This is a genomic window from Pseudomonas sp. FG6 (genome assembly GCF_057809015.1).
Window position 1 is genome coordinate 1 of the sequence record NZ_JBMDJD010000059.1, and the last position, 19,695, is coordinate 19,695.

The following is a 19,695-nucleotide window of genomic DNA, read 5'->3' on the forward strand; positions in this document are numbered from 1 at the left end:
CCTATCCCTTATCGTAAGGGGGAAACGGTGTCCTGTCTTTCATGGGGCTCGTTCACCCGAGCATCCGCTACCCGGAAGACTTGGAGTCCTACGGATACGAAGGCGAACTGCAAGCGGGCATGGCCCTTTGTGTCGAAGCGTATGTAGGGGAAATAGGTGGTCGGGATGGCATCAAGTTGGAGAATCAAGTACTCGTCACTGAAACCGGCTATGAACTGCTGACACATTACCCCTTCGACGACAGCTTTCTGCGGATATGAGGCTTGAGTGATGAGCCAGTTAATTGAAGCTCATAAAACATCAAGCGTAGGATTTCTCTTGCTTGATAACTTCTCCCTGACGTGTTTCACGCAATGCCTGGATGTGCTCGTAACGGCAAATCTGATCCGGCCAGGCTCGGCAAAAGTTCATACATTCAGTCGCAACGACTCCGAAGTCATGAGCGACTTGGCCATTCCCATCAGACCGGACACGCCCCTGACCGATATTAGAATCGCCGCCCTGGATCTGATGATTGTCTGTGGTGGGTTGCGCACGCCTAGAGTCGTGCCTGCCGGGTTGGTAAAGCTCTTGAGCAAGCTCGCCAGCATGCCCGTCGCGCTCGGAGGGCTATGGAATGGCGCCTGGTATCTGGGCAAAGCCGGGCTACTGGACGGCTACCGCTGTGCCATTCACGCCGAGCAACGGATCGCCTTATCCGAATCCTCGCCGAACACGAACGTGACGTTCGACGCCGTGGTATTTGATCGAGACCGACTCACGGCGGCCAGCCCTGCGGGGGCTTTTCAAATGATGATGAGGTGGCTTTACAGGGCGCTTGATCAGAACGTCGCAAACGCGGTGTTTGACCTGCTGGATCATGACCAATCCAGGTTTCGTGCTTCAGTACGGATTCAAGACGGCAAGGTCAGCGCCCCGCTACGAGAAATAATCACCTTGATGGAGAGTAACTTGGAAGAGCCGTTAGGCCCGGATCAACTCGCCGCATGTGTTCAATTATCAAAACGTCAAGTGCAACGTCTTTTCCAGGAGCAATTGGGGGTCCCCCCACAGCGCTATTACTTGGAACTACGACTTAAAGGCGCCCAGCGCCTGATACAGAACTCAAGCCTGACGATCATCGATGTTTCGATTGCCTGCGGTTTTGTCTCTACTCCCCATTTCAGTAAATGCTATAGCTCTTTTTTTGGTTATCCGCCGTCGAGGGAAAGTCGCCACGAGCTATGAGAGCTGCACAGGTAAGCAACATCCAAAAGGAGCGCAACACAGTGTCCACCTCGCTGCCCCCTGCCCCACGATCCGTCGGATTCCTATTGTTGGATGATTTCACGTTCATCTCTCTGGCATCGGCAATAGAACCCTTGCGCATGGCCAATCAACTTTCCGGTAGAGAGTTGTACCGATGGGTCACCCTGGGCAAAGATGCAAAGCCCGTGCGGGCCAGTGCCGGCCTGCAAGTAACACCCGACACCAACATGGACGAAGCCCCTGCGTTATGTACCGTGATCGTGTGCGGCGGGATGGATGTCCAGGACAGCGTAAGCCATGAACATGTGCTTTGGCTGCAGAACCAGGCCCGCCTGGGCCGCAAGTTGGGGGCCATCTGTACAGGGAGCTGGGCCTTGGGCAAGGCCGGACTGCTGGAAGGACACCGCTGCAGTGTCCACTGGCAATGCCTGACGATGATGCGCGAAGCATTTCCTGAAGCAGATATCACGCCGCACCTGTTCTCCATCGATAGAAGGCACTTGACCTCGTCAGGAGGTACAGCACCGATGGACATGATGTTGCACTTGATCCGGAGCGAGCACGGCCGCGAATTGGCCGCGGCGATTTCCGACATGTTCGTGTATGAACGCATGCGAGACGACCAGGATCAGCAACGGATACCGCTCAGACATACGCTGGGTGAAAATCAACCCAGGCTGCAAGCGGCCATCCTGTTGATGGAGGCCCATCTGGATGCCCCTCTCGAACTCAACGCGCTGGCATTCAAGGTCGGTATTTCACGTCGCCAATTGGAGCGGCTGTTTCATAAGTACCTGAACCACTCTCCGTCGCGCTACTACCTCAAGCTGCGTTTAGTCCGGGCACAACAGTTGTTGAAGCAGACTTCATCGCCCATCCTGAAAATAGGCGCGCTGTGCGGCTTTGGTTCAACTGCGCATTTCACCAGAAGCTATAGCGGGCATTTCGGCGTAACGCCTCGTGATGAACGCGCTTCGTCAAATGCCGGTGGGACAACCTCAATGCCTTCCCGTTCAGTCACCGCCCCTTCACATGGACGGTGACCAGTTTTTTGATGGGCTCGGATGCATGGAGCATTCATCCACCCAGGGTGGGCGTTAAACAGCCCCGACAGCCTGCAAGTGGCTGTAACTGGCGACAAAGCGACTGTATTTGTGTTGGCCGCAGGTGTAGGGCGTGTATTTCGCCGGGTTGCTGACGCTGATGCACGTCGCCACGGTCTCGACCACCGCGTCAAAATCCAAGTCAATGAAGAATGGAATGGAATACCGCTCGACACCGCTCGTATTGATGACGCGGTGCATGGTCGAGGTATAGCGATCATTTGTCAGGGTTTGCACCAGGTCACCGATGTTGACAATGAACGTATCCTCCACCGGTGGAGCACTGACCCATTCACCTGCGCGGTTGCGTACTTGCAAGCCGCCGACTCTGTCCTGGAAAAGGATCGTCAGAAACCCATAGTCCGTGTGCGCTCCGATCCCGATTTCCTTTTGTGAAATTTCGCCACTCTGCGAGGGATAGTGCAGCAAGCGCTGGATTGTGATCGGTTTGCGTTGCAGTTTTTCAAAGTAGTCCGCAGGCAGGTCGAGGCTCAGCGCAATGGCACTGATGAGCTTACGCGCCAGATCGAGCATTGCACGATGATAGGACTCGCAGACCTCTGAAAATTGCGCGGGCTCAGCCGGCATCAAATTCGCCCCGAAGAACGGAGATACTTCGTCATCGTGCGCACCGTAGTCGAAGCATTCCTTGAAATCTCGGGTATTCTCCGGATCGACATTTTCCGCGTACATAGGAATATAGCCGCGAAGCGTGGGACCTGAATGGACCACGTTCAGCTTATTCTTTTCATCAAAAGGCATGGCGAAGAAGCCTTTCGTCTGAGCATACATTGCGTCAATCAATGGGCGCGGCACGCCATGATTCCTAATATAAAAAAACCCAACTTTTTCGCAGGTTTCTCCAATTTGGCGAGAAACTTTTCGTGGATCACTCCCATCGAGCAACGGTCCGATATCAATAAAAGGAATTTCGTCGAATGTGGTCTGTTTGCTTGCAAGCCTGGTATCGGTCATCTGAATCATCGGTCGATCCTCAACGAAAGCGCCGTATCTTAATTATCCTGAAGTGAGTCATAGCGCCGGGATCAATAAAGTTGATCTCGATCCCTTATGCTGAAGTTATTGTTCAGGACCAAACGGGCACTCACAAACCATTTTTCATTCAATATTCATGAGGAAAAATCAATCATGAAGACAAGGCCACGCCTCTATCGCTCGATGTCATATGCAAGGCGTTGCTCGGGTTGTTTAAGTCGGTGGGGCATCAATGATCGTAGGACTTGGCAGATCCTGGGCTTGTCATCAAGTCAGCTCATCAGCGCTGCAATCCTTACAACGTCGGCGTGCGATGCTGTGGCGCCTCGTGTCTTTTTCCAATAGTTCGACCGCGATAAATTCTTCGATGCCCGCTCCGCCTTCAACCTTTTCAATAAAATTAAGAATTGCCTTTTTCATGAACCAATGGGCGGTGCGATCCAACTTAGCCGACGCTGACTTCAGCCTGGCTCGCGTTTCTTCATCCAACTTGATGCCCTGCGTGGTCACCACCATATCTAATCCTCTCAATCACTGTCCGAATACACTTACGCTTATAACGAGGCGTTAACTCATCAGGCCCCACAGGGCCAGAAGTGGAACATCCGTCGACTTCATTGCATGGACACAGGATGGGGAGTTGAAGACTAGCCCCCCTGCCCCAGGACTCCACCAGCCCACATCCTCCCGATACCAGTCGCCCGACGACAGAACCAGATAGAACTCAACCGGCGGATGTTGGTGATAGGGGTAGCGGGTCTCGGGCATCATCAGCGCCAACCCCAAGGTCAAGGTGGAACATTCGAATAACCCTCCTGGACCTACGATCATCCCGTGGCGATGCCGCTCCACGAAAGCGCTGTCCTGGTCGCCCAGGGCTTGGCGGTTTATCCAGGGAAGATGGGGCAAGAGCGTGCTCAGCGCAGCCAGTATCGATATCAGGTCATCATTGGTCCTGGGCGCAGCGCCAAGCGCCTTGGATAGATGGCACTGCAAATGACCTGGCAGCGCCTTTGAAGTCTGCGCAGTCTTCCTGATACTCCATCGGGCCGTACTTAGAGACGCGGCATGTACTGGCGCCTCATCGCAACCGCAACCCGACAGGACGTTCTGAAGCGAACGCCTGAGCAAGTCCCCGCTGCTGATAATGTCCCTACTCCACGACGGCTCTTCAGTGCTGTTTATCATCGCTTTCGATTCCATTTTCCGAGCAACGTATCGAACTGGGCTTACAGACGACTCAACTGTTCCAGCAGATCAACGGGAACACTGATCCCATCATTCTGTGCGGTGGCCGTTGAGTGTTGCCGTTCCCATCCCGGCCTGTGGACGCCCATCTGCGTCAGGCGGGTCAATTGGCTGGAAAGTCGCTGCTCAAATCCGCTTGAAAAGAATGCCGGTGCGAAGAGCAGGATCAGCAAGCCGCAGCCAGGCGTCTGGCTTCCTTGATTGAAAGCCGGTGAATCCAACGACCAGTTGGCACCCGTGAGTCCCGCCGCCAGGACCTCGATCATGAGCATCAGGTTGGCCCCACGATGCCCACCAAAAGGCAGCAGCGCCCCACCCAGCGCCGCCAAGGCGTTACGAGTTCCGTTGCCATCCTGATCCACCGCCCAGCCCTCGGGAATGTCGCTGCCGGTCGAGGCAGCGTGAGCAATGTTCACGAATGCCGCGGCACTGCTGGCCTGGTCGAACAGAAACGGGATGCCATCGGCCGAAGGCGCGGCAAATGAGAGCGGATTGGTCGAGTAGGTCTTGCCCTTGGCACCTGGAACGGCAACCAGCGCTGGACCGTTTGCGACCGCCAAGGCAATCAATCCGGCCTGGGCAAACCGCAACGTGTAGGCACCGAGTTCACCGCTGGTGAAACTGTTGCACTGGCTCAGCGCAGCCATGCCATTGGTGTTCGCGGCATGACACAACGAATCGAAGCATCGATCTACGCCAAGCTGGGCAATTCCGCCTCGGGCATCGGATTTGAGAATAATCGCCCCAGCGGAAGCGATTCGCGGTTCGGCCCGTGGATTGATCCGTCCGGATGAAAAGCCCGGCAAGTAATCGGCAAGGTGCCGAAACCCCACGGCCTGGTTACCGCGTGCTTGCGCTGCTACGGTGGCGTGGGCCAATGAGTGGGCGACCGCTGGTGAGCAGCCCTTCGATGCGCAGAGATGCGTCACCCAGTCGACCGCCTCATCCAAGGCAAAGTGACGATAGGCTGTGGTTTTCAAGGGTATCGCCTGAATGTCCATTCGATGAATCCGGAGCCCTTCACGAAGGGCACCGGACTGCAACACAGCTATTGGATAGCAAAAACCTTACTGGGACGGCGTCGCAGAGGCGGTCTGGCTGCCGAACATCGCCTCGAAGCGTGGCTTGTTGGCGGCGTAGTACTCTGCAACGACCTTGTCTGCCGAGCTGTCACGGGCACTCGACATCAACTTCTCAAGGTCAGCCTTGGGGATCTTGAAGTTGGCGAAGAACCGGGCGACATCGGGGTGTTCGGCACTGAAACCTTTGCGTGCGACCGCATGAATCTGCTCGGCACCACCAAAAATCTGCTTCGGATCATCCAGGTAGCGCAGCGGCCACTTGGCGAACATCCAGTGTGGGCTCCAAGCGTTGATCAACGACCATTTGTCACGCTTGAGGTTGCGATCCAGCTCGCTCAGCATTCCAGACTCTGAAGAGGCGACCATCTTGTAGCCATCGAGCTTATATTCCTGGATGGCCTTTTCCGTGAGTTTGTATTGGCCGTTACCCACTTCCGAAGTCAGGATCTTGCCACCAAGTTTCTCCCGCACTTCTGGTTTATTCAGATCCTCGACACTGGCGATCTCGCTGGTCGGAATGGACGTTGGCACGGCCATGCCGATGCGACCTTCATACAGCACACCGAGGTCTTCGAGCTTGTCCTGGTATTTGTCGTAGAACGCCTTGTGAGTGCTCGGCAGCCAGACCATCGGAATCAAGTCGATACTGCCGTTAGCCAAGGCCTGGAACTGAATACCGATATCGGCGAGTACCAATTTGACGGGTTGCTTCAAGTGGTCGCGCAATGCCGTATCGGCCAGCTTTACAGCGATTTCCGTATCCGACCAGTTCACCCATCCAATACGGATAGGCGTGGGTTCCTCGGCGTGAGCCATCAGGCTACTGGCGGCCATCGCCAAGCCTGCAAGCCAACCGATAGATGTTTTACTGGATAACGTAATCATGGTGCATCTCCGCGTACTGTATTAATAGTTATTGGCAGGGCAGCAGAAAAATTAACGTTCCCTCATCAAAACAGAGTGCCATTACACTCCTCAAGGGATTTAATGTTATGCATGGATAAGTTTTAGTCATGCGAAAGCCCTTCATGTATTCAGGTCGTTCGGCCCTCCTCCGCCGTTTGGCGGAGCATATAAATGTATGTACTCACAATGCTTTTTCGAGCGCTGGTAAAGCCTCGAACACATCCGCCACCCACATGTAGTCCGCCACTTGGGCAATCGGTGCCTCAGCGTCCTGGTTGATCGCAACGATGACCTTTGAACCACTCATGCCCGCCAAATGTTGAATGGCGCCACTGATACCTGCTGCGATATACAGCTCCGGCGCGACGATTTTCCCCGTCTGGCCGACCTGCAAATCGTTAGGGGCGAAACCCGAATCCACTGCGGCGCGCGAGGCGCCTACCGCACCGCCAAGCTTGTCCGCCACCCGCTCGATCAGGGCGAAATTCTCTTTGCTCTGCATCCCGCGGCCACCGGACACGACGACACGGGCGCTCGACAGATCAGGTCGTTCGCTGGCCGTCAGTTGTTCACTCACGAAACGCACGTTGCTCGCGCTTTGCCCGCCCTCCACCGCCGCCACTTCGCAACGATGATCATGGGACAAGGCCTGGGCAAACGCCGAAGCACGGACGGTGAGCAACTTGATCGGGTCAAGGGACTGCACCGTGGCGATGGCATTGCCGGCATAAATGGGACGCTGGAAAGTGTCCGCCGAGACGATGTGGGTGACATCGGAAAGCATGCCGATATCCAGGCTGGCCGCGACCCGTGGCAACACATTGCGGCCCATGCTGCTGGCGTCGGCAACGAGGTGGGTATACCCCTCGGCCACCAGTGAAGTGATCAGCGGCTGGGTATTTTCAGCCAGGACGTTTTCGAACATGGCCCCTTGTGCGAGCAGCACTCGGTCCAGGCCCTGGGTCAGTGCTGCCTGTTGGGCCACTGCAGATGCCTGCGTGCCGCCTATTACCAGCAAATCCGTCGTGGCACCCAGCGCCATGGCGGCGGTCACGGCACTCAACGTACCAGCCGTCAGTTGACCTGCACTGTGCTCGGCGATCACCAATGTACGCATCAAATCACCCCCGCAACGTTTTTCAGTTTATCCACCAGTTCGGCCACCGAACCGACGTTGATGCCCGCTTTGCGCACCGCAGGCGGGACAACCCCTAACAATCGAACGTGTTCCTTCACGCTCGCGCCCAAGGTGTCAGCGGCAATGATTTCAAGCGGTTTTTTCTTGGCTTTCATGATGTTCGGCAACGAGGCGTAGCGCGGTTGGTTCAGGCGTAGGTCGCAGGTCACAACGGCCGGCATGGCGAGGGCGAGCACCTGGCTACCACCGTCGACCTCGCGCTCGACAACCCATTGCCCGTCGACATGACTGACGGCTGAGGCGTAAGTGGCCTGGCCGCTGCCGATCAACTGGGCGACCATTTGCCCGACCTGGTTGTTCTCCTGGTCGATCGCCTGCTTGCCAAACAGGATCAATTGCGGCTTTTCCTGATCGATCACTTTGCTCAGGTACTTGGCGACGTTGAGCGGTTCGAGTCGCGCACTCGTCTCGACCAGCAGCGCCCGGTCCGCGCCGAGCGCCAAGGCCGTGCGCAACTGTTCCTGGGCGGCCGAAGTGCCCACCGAGACCACCACCACTTCGGATGCCAGCCCCTTTTCCTTGAGGCGAATCGCCTCCTCCACCGCGATTTCGCAGAATGGGTTCAAGGCCATCTTCACGCCATTGAGCTCGACGTCTGAACCGTCAGCCTTTACCCGGACTTTCACATTCGGGTCGATGGCACGTTTTACCGCAACGAGCACTTTCATGGTTCCTCGCCTAGTCGTTCGTATTTCTGATCGATGCAGAAAGATCGGCACCAACCAGCCAGATCTCCCCCGTGTTTCGAGTGGATGTTAATCCCGGTTTTTTGGTCGCGCAAGAAAAATGTACACCTATGTCTCAATCGTTGACATGCATGAACATTAAACATACTGTTATGTCAAACCAAGCCTGATGTTCTGTCCCGGAGCGCAACACCATGTCCAGCGATCCTCTGCTGCAGCCCTATAAGATCAAACACCTGACCCTCAAGAACCGGATCATGACCACCTCCCATGAGCCCGCTTACCCTGTCGATGGCATGCCGAAGGATCTGTACCGCGCCTATCATGTCGAACGCGCCAAGGCTGGCGTGGCACTGACCATGACGGCGGGCTCCGCCGCTGTCTCCCGTGACAGCCCGCCGGTGTTCAACAACGTGCTGGCGTACAAGGACGAAGTGGTCAAATGGATGAAGGACCTGACCGACGAATGCCACGAACACGGCGCGGCGGTGATGATCCAGCTGACTCACCTGGGGCGGCGCACGCGCTGGGACAAGGCTGACTGGCTCCCCGTCGTATCGCCTTCTCATCGTCGCGAAGCGTCCCACCGGGCCTTCCCGAAAAAGATGGAAGAATGGGACATCGACCGGATCATCAAGGATTACGTAGACGCCGCCGAACGCATGAAGGCGGCCGGTCTTGATGGCCTGGAACTGCAGGCCTACGGGCACCTCATGGATCAGTTCTGGTCGCCACTGACCAACGATCTCGACGGCCTCTACGGTGGTTCTCTGGAAAACCGGATGCGCTTCACCTTCGACATCCTGCGCGGTATCCGCCAACGTTGTGGCGAGGACTTCCTGCTCGGGGTGCGCTACACCGGCGATGAAGGCCTGCCCGGCGGCTTCGGTGCCAGCGATGGCCTCCAGATCTCCCACATGCTCAAGGACAGTGGGCTGGTGGACTTCCTCAACGTCGTGCGCGGGCACATCGATACCGATGCCGGCCTCACCGACGTGATCCCGATCCAGGGCATGCGCAACTCGCCACACCTGGATTTCGCCGGCGAGATTCGTTCGGCCACCGGCTTCCCGACATTCCATGCGGCCAAGATCCCGGACGTCGCCACGGCTCGGCACGCCATCGCCTCTGGCAAGGTGGACATGATCGGCATGACCCGGGCGCACATGACCGACCCGCACATCGTGCGCAAGATCATCGAAAAACGTGAAGAAGACATCCGCCCCTGCGTCGGCGCCAACTACTGCCTGGACCGCATCTATCAGGGCGGTGCTGCGTACTGCATCCACAACGCCGCCACCGGGCGCGAAACCACCATGCCCCATGAAATCCCCAAGGCGTCGGTCAAGCGCAAAGTGGTGGTGATCGGCACCGGCCCGGCGGGTCTGGAGGCAGCGCGGGTGGCTGGTGAACGCGGCCACGACGTTACGGTGTTCGAAGTGGCGGATCAGCCAGGCGGGCAGATTCGCTTGACCGCGCAGAGCGAGCGGCGGCGCGAGATGATCAGCATCATCGATTGGCGTATGGCGCAGTGCGAACGGCTGGGCGTGAAGTTCCATTTCAACACCTGGGCCGAAGCCGAGACCGTCATGGCCGAGGCACCGGACGTGGTGATCGTCGCCACGGGCGGCTTGCCCCATACCGAGGTGCTCAAGCACGGCAATGAACTGGTGGTATCGACCTGGGACATCATTTCCGGCGACGTCAAACCCGGCCAGAACGTGCTGATCTTCGACGATGCCGGCGACCACGCGGCGCTACAAGCGGCCGAGGTCATCGCCAACAGCGGTGCGAAGCTGGAGATCGTCACGCCGGACCGGTCGTTTGCTCCGGAGGTGATGGCGATGAACCTGGTGCCTTACATGCGCAGCCTGCAAGACCTGAACGTCACCTTCACCGTCACGTATCGGGTCGACTCCGTGGAAAAGCGTGACGGGCAGCTGGTCGCCAGCTTTGGCAGCGATTACGGCCAGGTACACAAACAGCGCGTGGTCGATCAGGTGGTGATCAACCACGGCACCCTGCCCCTGGACGATTTGTACTTCGAGCTGCGCCCGCATTCGAGCAACAACGGCGCGGTCGAACAGCACAACCTGATCGCCGGGAAAACCCAGAATATCGTGACCAACCCGCAGGGCCGTTTCCAACTGTTCCGGATCGGCGATGCGGTGTCGGCGCGTAATACCCATGCGGCGATCTACGATGCGCTGCGGCTGGTCAAGGACATCTGAAGTCATGCCCCTGATCCTGGATCAGGGGCAATTTTTCCTATTCGACACGAGGCTCTTCCATGTCAGCACAGACCTTGAAATCAAGGGCTGCGGTCGCATTCGCGCCCAATGAACCATTGCAGTTGGTCACCATCGATGTTGCACCGCCCCAGGCTGGTGAAGTCAGGATTCGCATCATCGCCACTGGCGTTTGCCATACCGACGCTTTCACCCTTTCGGGCAGCGATCCCGAAGGCATTTTCCCCGCGGTGCTGGGGCATGAAGGCGGCGGTGTCGTCGAATCCATCGGCGAAGGCGTGACGTCGCTGCAGGTCGGCGACCACGTAATCCCGCTCTATACCGCGGAATGCCGGCAGTGCAAATTCTGCCTCTCGGGCAAGACCAACCTCTGCCAGGCCGTCAGGGCCACCCAAGGCAAAGGCCTGATGCCCGACGGTACCTCGCGCTTTTCCTATGAAGGCCTGCCGCTGTTCCATTACATGGGCTGCTCGACTTTTTCCGAATACACGGTGCTGCCGGAAATATCCCTGGCGAAGATTTCAAAAGACGCGCCGTTGGATCAGGTTTGCCTGCTCGGCTGCGGGGTGACAACCGGAATCGGCGCGGTACTCAACACGGCAAAAGTCGAAGCCGGCGCCAACGTGGCAATCTTTGGCCTGGGCGGCATCGGCCTGGCCGCGATCATCGGTGCCAAGATGGCCAACGCCGGACGCATCCTGGCCATCGATATCAACCCAGCCAAGCGCAATGTCGCGCTGTCATTGGGCGCAACAGACTTCATCAACCCCAAGGACTATGACCGCCCCATCCAGGACGTCATCGTCGAACTTACCGACGGTGGCGTGGATTACTCCTTCGAATGCGTCGGCAATGTGCACCTGATGCGCGCGGCGCTGGAGTGCTGCCACAAGGGTTGGGGCGAATCGATCATCATCGGTGTGGCCGGTGCCGGACAGGAAATCAGTACCCGCCCGTTCCAACTCGTCACCGGTCGCGTATGGCGCGGCAGCGCCTTCGGCGGCGTGAAGGGCCGCACCGAGCTTCCCAGTTATGTGGAGAAGGCCAGTCGTGGGGAAATCCCGCTGGAGGCCTTCATCACCCACAACATGCCCTTGGACAAGATCAACGACGCCTTCGAGTTGATGCGCACCGGGCAAAGCATCCGCACCGTCATTCATTTCTGAATGCCGGTCGATCATCCAACTAACCCCACCACAGAAAGGAAACCAAGATGTCTGTCTTTACCCATGTCACCGTCGGCACCAACAATCTGGCAAAAGCACGCGCGTTCTATGACGCCACCTTGAAAGAGATCGGCCTCAAGCGTGTTGCCGATCTCAACGATGCCGGCTCCATCTGGGGCGTCGATAAGCCTTCGTTCTTTGTACTCAACCCGGCCAATGGCAGTCCGGCAACCATCGGCAACGGTGTCACGGTGAGCTTCGAGGCACCGAACCGTGCAGCGGTTCTGGCGTTCCATACAGCCGCATTGGCAAACGGCGGTGTATGCGAAGGTCTCCCAGGCCCACGCGGTTGGGCGGACAATGCCTATGCGGCTTATGCTCGGGATCTGGATGGGAACAAGCTCGCGGTGTATTGCTTCAAGGCTGAATAGGACTTGAGGTTGGCTTAAGAAAAACGGCGCCCTTCGTTTTTGGAGGAGCGCCGTTTTTTTGCTTTTTATCTGGGGTGGGGATGGCGCTTTTCCAGTCATGGGCGGCACTACCCCAATTGGCGGTGATGTTTTGCAGCGCAAGCCAGATTAGTTTCGTCGCTGCATCGTCAGTTGGAAAGTGACCTCTTGTCTTGATGATCTTACGTAACTGGGCATTGATGCTCTCGATGGCGTTGGTGGTGTAGATCACTTTTCGTATGGCTGGCGGGAACACGAAAAACGGGATGACTCGATCCCATGCGCGCCTCCAGGCAGCAACCACCGTTGGATACTGCTTGCCCCACGGCCCTGTCTCGAACGCATCCAGGGCCCGCTCGGCGACGTCTGCATTGAGTGCCTGGTAAATCGGTTTAAGCGCTTTGGCCAGTTCCCGACGCTTGTTCCATGCCGCGTAATCAAGGCTGTTGCGGATCAAATGGACGATGCACGTCTGCAAGTCCATGAGTTACCGCGATCAACACGTCTTCGACGCCTCGAGTACGCATTCCTGCCAAACACGCCCGAACCGGGTACCCCCTCACCAGGCCTCAAATCTGAAGCACTGCCCCCCATAGCTCGACACAACCGCGCCAGTGCACAGGCCTTGAACAGTGCAACCCGATATCTCTCGCAACTGGATAGAGTGACGAGGGCAGAGTCGGCCATTTTCGACCACTCGTGAAGCTGGGACTTCCATTACATATGGATTTCCGTATATTTGGAAAATCATATGTAGTGAGAAGCTGCCGTGCTGACCCCACCTGAGCTGTACAAGTGCCTATCCGACGACACCCGTGCCCGTGCCACGCTGCTGATTGCCGAGCACGGAGAGTTGTGCGTCTGCGAACTCATGTGCGCACTGGACGATAGCCAGCCCAAGATCTCCCGCCATCTCGCGCTGCTGCGCAGCGCCGGCCTACTGCTCGACCGGCGCCAGGGACAATGGGTCTATTACCGCCTCAACCCGGAGCTGCCGGCCTGGGTCGCAGAGGTGCTCAAGGTCACTCTGCAAGCCAGTACCGACTGGCTCGCGACCGATACCTCCCGTCTTTGCAACATGCACGGACGTCCCGTCCGTACCTGCTGCTGACCCCTTTTCGTAAGAGTTCCCCATGCTGATTGCCGCTGCCGTTTTCCTGTTCACCTTGGTTTTGGTCATTTGGCAACCCAAAGGCCTTGGCGTTGGCTGGAGTGCTGCGCTAGGCGCAGTTATCGCCCTCGCGGTCGGTGCGGTTTCGCTGCAAGACATTCCCATCGTTTGGGCCATCGTATGGAATGCCACCGCGACCTTCATCGCGGTGATCATCATCAGCTTGCTGCTCGATGAGGCTGGCTTCTTCGAGTGGGCGGCTCTGCATGTCGCACGCTGGGCCGGTGGCAGCGGGCATCGCCTGTTCGCCTTCTGCGTGCTGCTGGGCGCAGCCGTTTCTGCGCTGTTTGCCAACGATGGTGCAGCGCTGATCCTCACACCCATCGTTATATCGATGCTGCTGGCCCTGCGCTTCTCTGCCGCCACCACACTAGCCTTCGTCATGGCAGCAGGGTTCATAGCCGATACCGCCAGCCTGCCGTTGGTGGTGTCCAACCTGGTGAATATCGTCTCGGCGGACTACTTCAACCTGAGCTTTGCCGAGTACGCATCAGTGATGGTGCCGGTCAACCTAGCCAGCGTTACCGCAACCCTGATTGTTCTCTACCTGTTCTTCCGCCGCGACATCCCGGCGCACTACGCACCCCAAGCGCTGAAGGCGCCAGCCGAGGCAATCCGCGACCATTCGACCTTCGTCATCGGCTGGTGGATGCTGCTGGTACTTCTGGTCGGCCTGTTTGCCCTGGAACCCCTGGGCATCCCCATCAGCGCGGTAGCGGCGGTGTGCGCGGCCATCCTCTTTGCGGTAGCCGCCAAGGGGCATGTGATCTCCACTCGCCGGGTACTGCGTGAGGCGCCCTGGCAGGTCGTGATTTTCTCGCTGGGCATGTACCTGGTGGTTTACGGACTGAAGAACGCCGGCCTGACCGACTCCTTCACTCTGGTGCTCAATCGCCTCGCCGAGCAGGGCCTATGGGCGGCAACCTTGGGCACAGGGCTACTATCGGCGACCCTGTCCTCGGTGATGAACAACATGCCCAGCGTGCTGATAGGCGCGCTCTCGATCCAGGCCAGCGACTCGGGTGGCATCGTCCGTGAGGCGATGATCTACGCCAACGTCATCGGCTGCGACCTGGGCCCGAAGATCACCCCCATCGGCAGCCTGGCTACTCTGCTCTGGCTGCATGTACTCGAACGCAAGGGCATTCGCATCACCTGGGGGTACTACTTCAAGGTCGGCATCCTGCTGACCCTACCGGTTTTGCTGATCACCCTTTCGGCCCTGGCCCTGCGCCTGGCCCTCTGATCGTTGCCCACAGGGCACAGGAGCACTGTATGCGAGTTCTTTTCATGTGCACGGCCAACAGCTGCCGCAGCATCCTTTCCGAGGCCATGTTCAATCACCTGGCACCCAAGGGCTTCGAGGCGGTCAGCGCCGGCAGCTTTCCCAAGGGGCAAGTACTGCCACGTAGCCTCACGACCTTGCAGCGCGCTGGTATTTCCATTGAAGGGCTGAGCAGCAAGGGTAACGATGCGTTCGAAAGCAATCCGCCGGACATCGTCATCACTGTCTGCGACAAGGCTGCGGGCGAGGCCTGCCCGGTGTACTTCGGCCCGGCGCTGAAGACCCACTGGGGCCTGGAAGACCCCTCCGACGTGCAAGGTGACGAGCGCGCAGTGGATGCAGCCTTCCGCGCCACGCTGGCACGCATCGAGCTACGGTGTCGTGCATTCCAGGCACTTCCTTTCGAGCACTTGAGCCGCGATGAACTCAAGCGTGCACTAGACAACATTGCAAGCCTGTAAGAGAGAGTTTGAACGATGACAGACCACCTACCTCATCTCGATCAAACGCTGTTCGCTGATAAACCTGCGGCTCAGCAAGCCAATCATCACAGGGCACGCATCTTGCTGCTCTACGGCTCAACGAGAGAGCGCTCGTTCAGCCGCTTGCTGACGGAGGAGGCGGCGCGACTGCTGGAGCACTTTGGCGCAGAAACTCGCATCTTCAACCCGTCCGGCTTGCCACTACCAGACGATGCTCCGGTTGAGCATCCCAAGGTTCAGGAATTGCGTGATCTGGTTCTGTGGTCAGAGGGCCAAGTGTGGTGCTCCCCTGAGCGTCACGGTGCCGTATCCGCAGTCTTCAAAGCCCAGATTGATTGGATTCCTTTGGCCCTTGGCGCGATTCGCCCAACTCAGGGAAAGACGCTGGCGGTGATGCAGGTCTGCGGCGGCTCGCAGTCTTTCAATGTCGTCAACCAGCTCCGCATCCTCGGTCGCTGGATGCGTATGTTCACCATCCCTAATCAGTCCTCGGTGCCGAAGGCATACATGGAGTTTGACGACGCAGGCCGCATGAAACCTTCGGCTTACTATGATCGGGTCGTCGATGTGATGGAGGAGTTGGTTCGGTTTACGCTGCTGCTCAGGGATCACCCCGAGCTGGTTGATCGATATTCTGAGCGCAAAGAGGCCGCCGAGTCCCTATCGAAGCGGGTCAATCTCAGTTCGATCTGAAACACGAGGACGCAATGATCAACTCACTCCAAGCCATCAGCATCCTGCCGGCCGATCTGCCAGCTCTCACCCAGGCGCTTCAGGAGGCGGGCCTGCCGGCTGATGACATAAGCCTCCCTGATCGAATCTTCTATGTCTTCCAACTGGCCGGGGAGCACATCGGTTATGCAGGGATAGAAGTACACGGGTCTACTGCTTTGCTGCGCTCAGTGGTGATCGCTGCGCAACAGCGTCGGCATGGGCTCGGTAGCCTGGTCATCAAAGAGATGGAAAGACTGGCACATGAACGGCACATCCAGAGCCTGCACTTGCTGACCACGAATCAGGCACCATTCTTCCAGCGGATAGGCTACGCGCTGACACCTCGCGAATTGGCACCCGCCGAAATAGCAGGAACCTCGCAGTTCAAATCCCTCTGCCCGTCTTCAGCCAGCTACCTGCGAAAGACGTTGGCCAGCAATGGCCCGGTCGATGATGAGCCTGCACGACCATAAACCAGCTTCTGATGGGGCGCACGGCCAGTCACGCCCCCTCCTTAAACCCGATTAAAAGCCCCTCCGGCCCATGCCGCCCACCCTAGCGGCGAGACCACTGTACTTCACCGAAACCGACCTGGCCGCCACCGTCGCCGCCTACAACCCAACCCTGCACGAGGCCCCCCTGATCATCGGCCACCCGCAGCACGACGCCCCAGCCGCCGGCTGGGTCAAATCCCTATCCGCCACCACCGCACTCATCGCCGAACCCCAACAAATCGACACCTCCTTCGCCGAGCAAATCGCCAAAGGCAGCTACAAAAAAATCTCCGCCTCACGTCGGTCTGTTTTTGTGCGTACGCGTTTCTCCGGAGCGAGCTTGCTCGCGATGCGGTGGTGGCCGTTACCCCAGTGACGGAAATGCACACGAACCTGATCGTTCATCAGGCTTGAAGCCCCTTGCGAGCCACCGCGGCCCCCGCCTGCAACGCCTTTGCAATCTGCTCCTCGAAACGCCCTTGGCCCATCGCCTGCAAGGCGGCGGCCGTTACACCGCGGTAGGCCATCAAGGCGTCGATCATCTGCCGGGCATCACGGTTCACCAACAACTGACTGCTGTTGACCACGACATTTTTCGCGGCAAGCTGCGCGATGTCGCAAGGTATGCCAGCCGCTATCGCTTGATTGGCCAGCGCCGTCATCAACAAGGCAGGAAAGGCCGGGCCGGTGCCCGAGAGTGCAGAGAGGTAATCAATGAAATCCTCTTCCTGAACCTCAGCCGCAGCGCCCACACATTCGAACAAGCGCTGCACAAGGATTTTCGTCGTCGCCTCTACCCCGCCCGAACAATACCAGGGCGTAAAGGACTGCTCGATTTCCACCGCCGCGTTGGGCATCGCTCGTACGACCGCCGAAGCCAAGGTCTGTGCAGCAATGGCCTGCGCCGTGATCCCGGCCATCAAGGAGATCACGGTCTTGCCCTGCGCATGGATGTTCAAGCTGGCGAACTGCTCAGGGCGAACCGCGATGATCACCACGTCGCTGCGGTCCACCAGGTCCTGGTTGTCCGTGACCAGACTGGCGCCTTGCTGGACCAACGGGTGGTTTCCCGAACGATTGGAAATGATCAGGTTTCCAGACGGCACCAATCCCTTCGCCAGGACGGCCTTGGCAATCGCGCCGCCCAGCCAGCCGGTTCCGCCAATGATCCCCACGGTCTCACTGATCATCGCCACTGCCTTCGAAAGTCTCCGTCAAGGGCACAAAAACCCCGGGCTCTTTTTCGGCATAGCCGAACTTCCCATAGAAGCGGTCCAGCTCACGCTGCTTGGGGACTTTGCCGGTGAAGATGCTCACGTAATGAGGAATGCGCTGGAAACGCACGGTGATCAGCTCACTCGTATTCATGGTGATATAGCCGATTTGTGTCAGATAAATCGTCCGGGCCCGGGTATCAGCTCCCTGGCTGTCATAACCAAAGCGCTTGAACATGCTCGCCAGGGCGTTCATTCGCTGCTCGTCCACGGCGGCGACCTCTTGGGCCACTTCAGCGGACTGCAGCGCCCAGCTGCGCACGGCAAACTCGAATTGCGAGTCGAACAATTGTGGGTTGAGCCAGCACTCGAACACATTCAGGATCGCCTCGGAGATGCTTTCGGCATAGCTTTCACTCTGCCGGATCAAGCCCCCGGTATTGGTCTCCCGCCAACGAGACAGCAACGCCGCCAGCAGTTGCTCGCGATCCTCGAAGAACCAGTAGAAGCTGGTGCGCGACAACCCCAGGCGCTTGGCCAGCGGCATGACTCGAACGGCATCGATGCCCGACTCCTTCAGGGCCTCGTAGGCCGCTTCCAGCCAGCCTTCCGGCGACCCGCGCCAACCGGCATCCTGAGATTTACCACGGGCTTTCCCTAACTGGGACATCTTGCTTACCTTCTTTCAAATAGTGCGTTACGCGAATGTACTTGGACGAGCGCAAAATGTACACCTAAGTACATTTGATTGACTTTATCGGTGCCGACATCGCCGAAGTCGCGGCTCATTAATGACAAAAACTCATGAGCCACCGACATAAAATGATTTGTCCGAAAAAGGCGGCTGGATAACTATCCCCACAGGCAACGGACTCCAAACCAAAACAACAACGAGCCGCCATCATGAATCTTGCAGTGCACACTTCTAAAAGACCTTCGACACTCGGCCAAAGAATGCCGAGGCAACTGGTTTTGACACCCGCTTCTTCCGTTACTCATCCCCTGCCCCAACTTCGATAGCTGCTTACACGACGTCTCGCGCAGTCGCTTTGTGTTGCCTGCAAAGCTGGCACACGCCGCTGCGCCTGGGCGGTTGTCGGCGCGCTGTTCCTTTCCATAAGCCGGACTAGTGATATGTGGATTACACAAGAGAAGCTTCCACTGGGCGAGCATATCGCCCGGTATGTCGAATGGTTGACTCAACATGGCGCAGGTATTTTCGACGCCATATCGTTGTCGCTGTCTGGCGTTATCACCGCATTGACCAACATGCTCCTTTGGTTCAACCCCTTGGCGTTGATCGCTGTATTTGCCTTGCTTGCCCATTACATTCAACGCAAGGTGAGCCTCACTCTCTTCGTGGCCCTTTCGTTCCTGTTGATAGCCAATCTCGGTTACTGGCAGGAGACCATGGAGACCCTCGCTCAAGTGACTTTTGCCACGCTCGTCTGCGTGGTCATCGGCGTACCGCTGGGCATCGTCGCGGCACATCGCCCCTGGTTCTATGCGGCCTTGCGGCCAGTCCTCGACCTGATGCAGACCGTGCCCACCTTCGTCTATCTGATTCCCACCCTGACACTCTTCGGCCTGGGGGTCGTTCCGGGGTTGATCTCTACGGTGGTATTCGCCATCGCCGCCCCTGTTCGCCTGACCTACCTGGGCATCTGTGATGTTCCCGAGGAGTTGATGGATGCTGGCAAGGCCTTCGGCTGTTCACGCCGCCAGTTGTTGGCGCGCATCGAACTGCCTCATGCCATGCCCAGCATCGCCGCCGGCATCACCCAATGCATCATGCTGTCCCTCTCCATGGTCGTGATCGCCGCACTGGTGGGTGCCGACGGGCTTGGCAAGCCCGTGGTCAACGCGCTGAACACCGCTGATATTGCCCTCGGCTTCGAAGCCGGCCTGGCGATCGTACTGCTGGCGATCATGCTCGACCGAATCTGCAGACAACCCGACGCAAAAGTAGGGGGTGACGCATGAGCATCATTCGTTTCGAAGACG

General features: G+C 57.9%; 22 protein-coding genes and 1 pseudogene. 13 read left to right on the forward strand and 10 right to left on the reverse strand.

Annotated features, from left to right (window positions below):
• Positions 1–41: 41 nt before the first annotated feature.
• The 3 genes from ACODSJ_RS23795 to gbdR are packed head-to-tail and all read left to right on the forward strand — an operon-like array spanning position 42 to position 2,291.
• Positions 42–260, forward strand: a complete 219-nt coding sequence (locus tag ACODSJ_RS23795; RefSeq protein WP_489104074.1) for a M24 family metallopeptidase — start codon at positions 42–44, stop codon at positions 258–260.
• A gap of 10 nt (positions 261–270) precedes the next feature.
• Entirely contained in the window at positions 271–1,227 is a 957-nt protein-coding gene (locus tag ACODSJ_RS23800) for a GlxA family transcriptional regulator (protein ID WP_489104075.1), read from the forward strand.
• A gap of 41 nt (positions 1,228–1,268) precedes the next feature.
• A complete protein-coding gene (gbdR, locus tag ACODSJ_RS23805; protein ID WP_489104076.1) occupies positions 1,269–2,291 on the forward strand; it encodes a choline metabolism transcriptional regulator GbdR in 1,023 nt (340 codons plus the stop codon).
• Between the two features lie 54 nt (positions 2,292–2,345).
• Here gbdR and ACODSJ_RS23810 read toward each other — a convergent pair whose 3' ends face one another.
• The 7 genes from ACODSJ_RS23810 to ACODSJ_RS23840 all read right to left on the reverse strand — a co-directional run bounded on the left by ACODSJ_RS23810 (position 2,346) and on the right by ACODSJ_RS23840 (position 8,449).
• Positions 2,346–3,335 carry an isopenicillin N synthase family dioxygenase gene (locus ACODSJ_RS23810; protein WP_489104077.1) on the reverse strand — a complete coding sequence of 330 codons (990 nt, stop codon included), beginning with the start codon at positions 3,333–3,335 and terminating at the stop codon, positions 2,346–2,348.
• Positions 3,336–3,614: 279 nt separating this feature from the next.
• Positions 3,615–3,863: a transcriptional regulator gene (locus ACODSJ_RS23815; protein WP_489104078.1), complete on the reverse strand. Its 249-nt coding sequence runs from the start codon at positions 3,861–3,863 to the stop codon at positions 3,615–3,617.
• A gap of 51 nt (positions 3,864–3,914) precedes the next feature.
• The gene (locus ACODSJ_RS23820) at positions 3,915–4,550 is read right to left on the reverse strand and encodes a dimethylsulfonioproprionate lyase family protein (protein ID WP_489104079.1); all 636 of its coding nucleotides are present in this window, start codon (positions 4,548–4,550) and stop codon (positions 3,915–3,917) included.
• 26 nt (positions 4,551–4,576) lie between these two features.
• Positions 4,577–5,596, reverse strand: a complete 1,020-nt coding sequence (locus tag ACODSJ_RS23825) for an Ldh family oxidoreductase (RefSeq protein ID WP_489104080.1) — start codon at positions 5,594–5,596, stop codon at positions 4,577–4,579.
• Positions 5,597–5,662: 66 nt separating this feature from the next.
• Complete coding sequence (locus tag ACODSJ_RS23830) at positions 5,663–6,562, reverse strand: glycine betaine ABC transporter substrate-binding protein (RefSeq protein ID WP_489104081.1); 900 nt, start codon at positions 6,560–6,562, stop codon at positions 5,663–5,665.
• A gap of 202 nt (positions 6,563–6,764) precedes the next feature.
• Positions 6,765–7,700 (reverse strand): electron transfer flavoprotein subunit alpha/FixB family protein, encoded by a 936-nt coding sequence (locus tag ACODSJ_RS23835; RefSeq protein WP_489104082.1) that lies wholly within the window; start codon positions 7,698–7,700, stop codon positions 6,765–6,767.
• Positions 7,700–8,449, reverse strand: a complete 750-nt coding sequence (locus ACODSJ_RS23840) for an electron transfer flavoprotein subunit beta/FixA family protein (RefSeq protein ID WP_489104083.1) — start codon at positions 8,447–8,449, stop codon at positions 7,700–7,702. The genes ACODSJ_RS23835 and ACODSJ_RS23840 overlap by 1 nt, the downstream gene beginning before the upstream one ends.
• A gap of 212 nt (positions 8,450–8,661) precedes the next feature.
• Between ACODSJ_RS23840 and ACODSJ_RS23845 the strand changes: the two genes are divergently transcribed.
• From ACODSJ_RS23845 to ACODSJ_RS23855, 3 genes are read left to right on the forward strand one after another with little or no spacing between them, the layout of a single operon-like run.
• Positions 8,662–10,698: an oxidoreductase gene (locus tag ACODSJ_RS23845; RefSeq protein ID WP_489104084.1), complete on the forward strand. Its 2,037-nt coding sequence runs from the start codon at positions 8,662–8,664 to the stop codon at positions 10,696–10,698.
• A gap of 59 nt (positions 10,699–10,757) precedes the next feature.
• Entirely contained in the window at positions 10,758–11,882 is a 1,125-nt protein-coding gene (locus ACODSJ_RS23850) for an S-(hydroxymethyl)glutathione dehydrogenase/class III alcohol dehydrogenase (RefSeq protein ID WP_489104085.1), read from the forward strand.
• A gap of 47 nt (positions 11,883–11,929) precedes the next feature.
• The gene (locus ACODSJ_RS23855; protein WP_336072563.1) at positions 11,930–12,313 is read left to right on the forward strand and encodes a VOC family protein; all 384 of its coding nucleotides are present in this window, start codon (positions 11,930–11,932) and stop codon (positions 12,311–12,313) included.
• Here the strand turns inward: ACODSJ_RS23855 and ACODSJ_RS23860 are convergent.
• Positions 12,300–12,858 (reverse strand): annotated as a pseudogene (locus ACODSJ_RS23860) (transposase); the annotation flags it as partial. The gene ACODSJ_RS23855 and the pseudogene ACODSJ_RS23860 sit on opposite strands and share 14 nt — an antisense overlap.
• A gap of 242 nt (positions 12,859–13,100) precedes the next feature.
• Here ACODSJ_RS23860 and ACODSJ_RS23865 point away from each other — a divergent pair.
• From ACODSJ_RS23865 to ACODSJ_RS23890, 6 genes are all read left to right on the forward strand, one after another.
• Positions 13,101–13,442 (forward strand): metalloregulator ArsR/SmtB family transcription factor, encoded by a 342-nt coding sequence (locus ACODSJ_RS23865; protein ID WP_489104086.1) that lies wholly within the window; start codon positions 13,101–13,103, stop codon positions 13,440–13,442.
• 22 nt (positions 13,443–13,464) lie between these two features.
• Positions 13,465–14,748 carry an arsenic transporter gene (locus tag ACODSJ_RS23870; RefSeq protein WP_489104087.1) on the forward strand — a complete coding sequence of 428 codons (1,284 nt, stop codon included), beginning with the start codon at positions 13,465–13,467 and terminating at the stop codon, positions 14,746–14,748.
• 29 nt (positions 14,749–14,777) lie between these two features.
• On the forward strand, positions 14,778–15,248 hold the full coding sequence (locus tag ACODSJ_RS23875; protein WP_489104088.1) for an arsenate reductase ArsC: 471 nt from the start codon (positions 14,778–14,780) through the stop codon (positions 15,246–15,248).
• Positions 15,249–15,263: 15 nt separating this feature from the next.
• The gene (gene arsH / locus ACODSJ_RS23880) at positions 15,264–15,962 is read left to right on the forward strand and encodes an arsenical resistance protein ArsH (protein ID WP_489104089.1); all 699 of its coding nucleotides are present in this window, start codon (positions 15,264–15,266) and stop codon (positions 15,960–15,962) included.
• Positions 15,963–15,976: 14 nt separating this feature from the next.
• Positions 15,977–16,456 (forward strand): arsenic resistance N-acetyltransferase ArsN2, encoded by a 480-nt coding sequence (gene arsN2 / locus ACODSJ_RS23885; protein WP_489104090.1) that lies wholly within the window; start codon positions 15,977–15,979, stop codon positions 16,454–16,456.
• Positions 16,457–16,526: 70 nt separating this feature from the next.
• Positions 16,527–16,853 carry a hypothetical protein gene (locus ACODSJ_RS23890; RefSeq protein ID WP_489104091.1) on the forward strand — a complete coding sequence of 109 codons (327 nt, stop codon included), beginning with the start codon at positions 16,527–16,529 and terminating at the stop codon, positions 16,851–16,853.
• Between the two features lie 28 nt (positions 16,854–16,881).
• On the opposite strand, the gene ACODSJ_RS23895 is transcribed toward ACODSJ_RS23890, so the two are convergent.
• Positions 16,882–17,667, reverse strand: coding sequence for a pyrroline-5-carboxylate reductase family protein (locus tag ACODSJ_RS23895; RefSeq protein ID WP_489104092.1), 786 nt, complete (start codon positions 17,665–17,667; stop codon positions 16,882–16,884).
• A complete protein-coding gene (locus ACODSJ_RS23900) occupies positions 17,657–18,361 on the reverse strand; it encodes a TetR/AcrR family transcriptional regulator (protein ID WP_489104093.1) in 705 nt (234 codons plus the stop codon). The genes ACODSJ_RS23895 and ACODSJ_RS23900 overlap by 11 nt, the downstream gene beginning before the upstream one ends.
• Positions 18,362–18,825: 464 nt before the next feature.
• On the opposite strand from ACODSJ_RS23900, the gene choW reads away from it, so the two are divergent.
• Complete coding sequence (gene choW / locus ACODSJ_RS23905) at positions 18,826–19,674, forward strand: choline ABC transporter permease subunit (RefSeq protein WP_489104094.1); 849 nt, start codon at positions 18,826–18,828, stop codon at positions 19,672–19,674.
• Positions 19,675–19,695: the final 21 nt, after the last annotated feature.